Raw genomic sequence first — 3,827 nt, forward strand, 5'->3', positions numbered from 1 at the left:
GGGGCCTTTTGCATGAGCGAGTTTAGGGGGATCAGCCTAAGGCGTTATTTTGATGAATGTACCTATATTTCCTGAACGATCTAACCGAATAATTTTTGCTCCAGATTTTTTTAAACAATCAATCCTGCTGTAAGGGTTCGGATCCGAGTAGCAAATCAAACTGCATTCACTGGCGTAATTATCCGAAAACCCGTGAAAAGATCTTTTCGAGATAACTTTCACCGCACGGCGACTGGCAGCATCGACAGCACGTTCGATTACCAGAATGCCCAGTTCGATCAGTTTCAACAGCGCCCCCGGTTTCACTTTCAACTCGGCCCGGGCTTCCGGAAGTGTCGGTCCCAGGAACGTATGTTCGGAGACAAGGGCCGCGACCTCACTGGAACTGACCAGGATCGACCGGATACCGTCTTCGCCGGATTTGCGCCCGACCATGGCGAGCCGCTGGCCCAGGAGCAGGTGGATCACCTCGACTTCCGTACAGGCCCCCTCGATGGCGGCCTCGGCGATACCGACCATGTCCGCAGGAAATTCCTGAACGGGGGCTGCTGCAGCGAGCAGGCGCGAGATGAATGCGTCGAGCTCTACAGGTTCGAAAGCGTGTCGCCATCCGCCACGGGCGGTAGGCTGTGCGGGGCGCACGAAACCGTGGGCCACGAGCGATTGGAACAGGGGCATGCCGCAGTCGAGGCGGTCCATTGCCTCGTGCTGATCGAGCCCCGGCGATGCCTCGGTTGCCGACAGGCTGCTTATAGGGGGCGCGAGGGTGGCCTTGTGATGCTTCATGGCGTCGATCTCGATGAGAGGCGCGGTAGGAAGGAGCCGGCGGCGCCGACTGGGGGCCCCCTGGAGGTCCAGGGACGCTACGGTGCCGGGGAGGGTGATCCAGTGTCCCGTATGAACCCGCCTCGGTTTGTCCACGACATCGGCGGGCGGACCCGCATCGAGAATATCCCCGATCAGATTTTGGAGAACGTCGTAGGACGCGTCACGCTTGTGACGGGCCAGCCAGCTTCGGAGATCGCCCATCGGCGAGCGCGGGCTCGCACTCACGGAGCGCCCGTAGGGATAGGCTCGCTGAAGCTCGTTCAGGAAGGCCCTGATCCCGGTACCGCCCAGGCCGGCGATGGCGATGCCCGCGGCGCCAGCGAGATGCCAATCGCCCTCATCGAGGCGTTCGAAGAAGAGCCCCCGACCGTGAATCGAAAGCGCGCCGATCACTTCGCAGAACCGGGCGGCGACGTGCACCTCAAGCGCGTCGAGAAACGGAGCATTGCCTAGGTGGCCATCCAGGCGCGTGAGCACGTACCGCTCAAGCTCCGACGTCGGCCGCCTGTCGGCGTCCCGTTCGAGCGCGTCGAGGCGCCCCATGTAGGGGCACATCACCGCGGTGAAATCCTGATCCGCAACGAAATCGCCGGCACCGAGGTCGACCAGCCCCAGTTCGTGGATCGGGCAGGTCCGGATAGTCCTGACCTTCCAGATCAGCCTGTCGTAGGCTGCGACGTGGTTCGGGAAGCTGGATTCCGCGATGTCCGCCCGGAGGCAGGCCGGACAGACGTGGAAGTCCTTCCTCCGGAGAGACGACGGCGGAATGCGGTGGCCGCGGATGGAAAAGCCGCCAGGCACCTTCCGCAGGCTTGCCGCCTCCAAGGCGACCGCTGGGACGGCGGAGACCTGTGCCAAGCGGGCCAATTCGGACGGCTCGCCATACAGGATCGGTCCCCGCGCCAAGCCGATGTCGGCGCAGAAGTGCCTCATGTGAGGGATCCCGTTGCGGGCGGCGAGGCGCGACAGGAAGCCGGGCGTGCTTTCCCCAGGCATCAGCGGAATGGTCAGGGTGAGCGGGGTGCCTGTCATGCGATGCCCCCCAGCTTGCGCTTGCGCGGCTTGCGGGTCGACGCCGCCTCGGGCTCCAGGGGTTCCATCCTCGCGAGCACCCGGGTGACGTCGATGGCGGCGTAGTCGGGTGCCAGGTAGGGGTTCCACGGCGCGAAGGATCCCGTCCGGAACGCGTAGGCATCCGCGAAGTGCGTCAGGCCGAGCGTGGGCTTCCCCTCCCTCGGGGCGGAGCCGATGGCGTTCTTCCTGAGGGCGAAGCGGATGGCGTTGTGGATCTCCTCGATGGTGATGCCGAGGAGGTAGCAGCCCGCATGGACGAGCCTGGGCACGATGGTCTGCTGGACGTCGCCGCCGACGTTGAGGCCGGCGATGTCGGCAAGCGCCACCACGGTCGCCCCGACGAGTTCGTTGTCGGCGGGCACGGTGAGACGCTCGAAGGTCTGCCAATAGCCACGTCGCACGAGTTGGCGGTCGGGATGGAGGAAATCCTCGATCCCGGGCAGCCCCGTGATGATCAGGCCGACGGGATGGACCTCGTCCACGAGCAGCGCCTTCCAGAGGTTGCGCAGCTTGATTTGCTCGTCGACGTTGATGGCCAGCGGGGCGTCCTGGCCCTCGTCGAGATGCAGGACCAGGACCCCCAGCGCCTGAAGTCGACGGCGCACGATGCCCCAGACCGCGGGGCCGGGGAGATGGGAGCGCGCCAGCTGATAGCGGGTCGCCCAGAGGACGGCCCGGCCGAGTTCGCCGACGCCGCAGGGAGAGGGGACGCGGACGGTGAGCACCGGACAGTGCGCGTTCGCGATGCCGTATCCGGGTGCGTAGGGGCTGTTCTTGAACAGCCTGCGCATCGCCGTGGTCTTGCCCGCGCCGCTTTCGCCGATGACCACCATGATGTTGCCTTCGAGACGCTCCGCACGCTCCTCGGAAGTCTCGGGATGGTCGGGCTCCCTGCGCTCGACCAGATCTTCCATCAGGCAGTCGAAATGCTCCTCGATAAGGGCATCGCGGTCGGTGCGGACGTAGGCGTGCCGGACATGCTCCATGAGCCGCGACCGTCGCCGCACCTCGGGGGGCATGGTGTCACGGATCGCGGCCGCGGGATCGTGGGTGAATTCCTGGTTGGACATGACCGCTACCTCTCGACGGTGAACTTGCTCGAACCCGTCCCCAAAGAGGGCAGGTCGTCGGGGCCGGTGACGGGAATGCCGCCATCGAGGGGATCCGGGCGCTTTCCGACGTCCCCCGGTGCAGCCTTGTCGGGCATGGTCCAGCCCAGCATGACCTCGCGCTCGGCGATGACGACATCCTCCGCTGTCGGCGGCAGCGCCGAGATGCCGGCCCTGGCCATGGCCTGCTTGGTCAGGAGGTTGGCGGCACGGATGGCGGCATGGACCACCCCCTCGGTGATCACGGCCCCGGCGGCGTGCTTGGATGCGAGGTCACGGGAGGTCCGGATCCAGGCCTCCATGGTGACGTCCTCGAAACCCTCGCGGGTGCAGGAAGCGACGTGCCAGGCGTTGCCGATGCGGACGGAGATCTCCGCCATGTCTTCCGGGTCGAGCTTGACCTCCATGTCCACGAACCCGTGGCCGAGGAAGTGGTCCTTGAGGGGCTCGCACCAGTACCGCAGCCCGAGGACCCGGATGCCGCCGTTGCCCAGCTTGCGGCTCAGGGGGATGCCGAAGATGGAGCGGACCTTGTTCCGGTCGGGCGCCGGCTGGAGGCCGTACATCCGCGCAAGCCTGTTCCAGGCGTCGTGCGGCGTCTCACCGGCGAGGCCGTCGTGCGGCGTTCCGTGATACGTGTCGACGATCCAGCGGGTGAGGAGAGCGGCCAACTCCGGCGTCTCGATGCACGTGCGGCCTTCCTTGTCGTATTCGCCGAGGGCCACGACGTTGTGGAAGGTCTTGCCCGGAAGGCGAGCCACCGACTGCGTGCTGAGCGTATGGTAGAAGCTCTCCTTCGTGTCCGACGTCAGCACC

3 protein-coding genes are annotated in these 3,827 nt (G+C 65.5%); all 3 read right to left on the bottom strand.

The features are described from left to right. Window positions 1–36: 36 nt before the first annotated feature. Window positions 37–1,860: a TniQ family protein gene (locus tag MFF30_RS25345; RefSeq protein WP_238282992.1), complete on the bottom strand. Its 1,824-nt coding sequence runs from the start codon at window positions 1,858–1,860 to the stop codon at window positions 37–39. Continuing rightward, window positions 1,857–2,972, bottom strand: coding sequence for an AAA family ATPase (locus MFF30_RS25350; RefSeq protein ID WP_238282994.1), 1,116 nt, complete (start codon window positions 2,970–2,972; stop codon window positions 1,857–1,859). The genes MFF30_RS25345 and MFF30_RS25350 overlap by 4 nt, the downstream gene beginning before the upstream one ends. Before the next feature lie 5 nt (window positions 2,973–2,977). Continuing rightward, window positions 2,978–3,827, bottom strand: an 850-nt coding sequence (locus MFF30_RS25355; protein ID WP_238282996.1) for a Mu transposase C-terminal domain-containing protein, incomplete at its 5' end; no start/stop codon positions are given.

This window comes from Methylobacterium goesingense (assembly GCF_022179225.1).
In the GTDB taxonomy this organism is placed as follows: domain Bacteria; phylum Pseudomonadota; class Alphaproteobacteria; order Rhizobiales; family Beijerinckiaceae; genus Methylobacterium; species Methylobacterium goesingense.

What these genes read in the sequence shown, in the direction of transcription:
- MFF30_RS25345 (WP_238282992.1), bottom strand. Translation starts at nt 1,860, where the DNA reads ATGACAGGCACCCCGCTCACCCTGACCATTCCGCTGATGCCTGGGGAA.
- MFF30_RS25350 (WP_238282994.1), bottom strand. Translation starts at nt 2,972, where the DNA reads ATGTCCAACCAGGAATTCACCCACGATCCCGCGGCCGCGATCCGTGAC.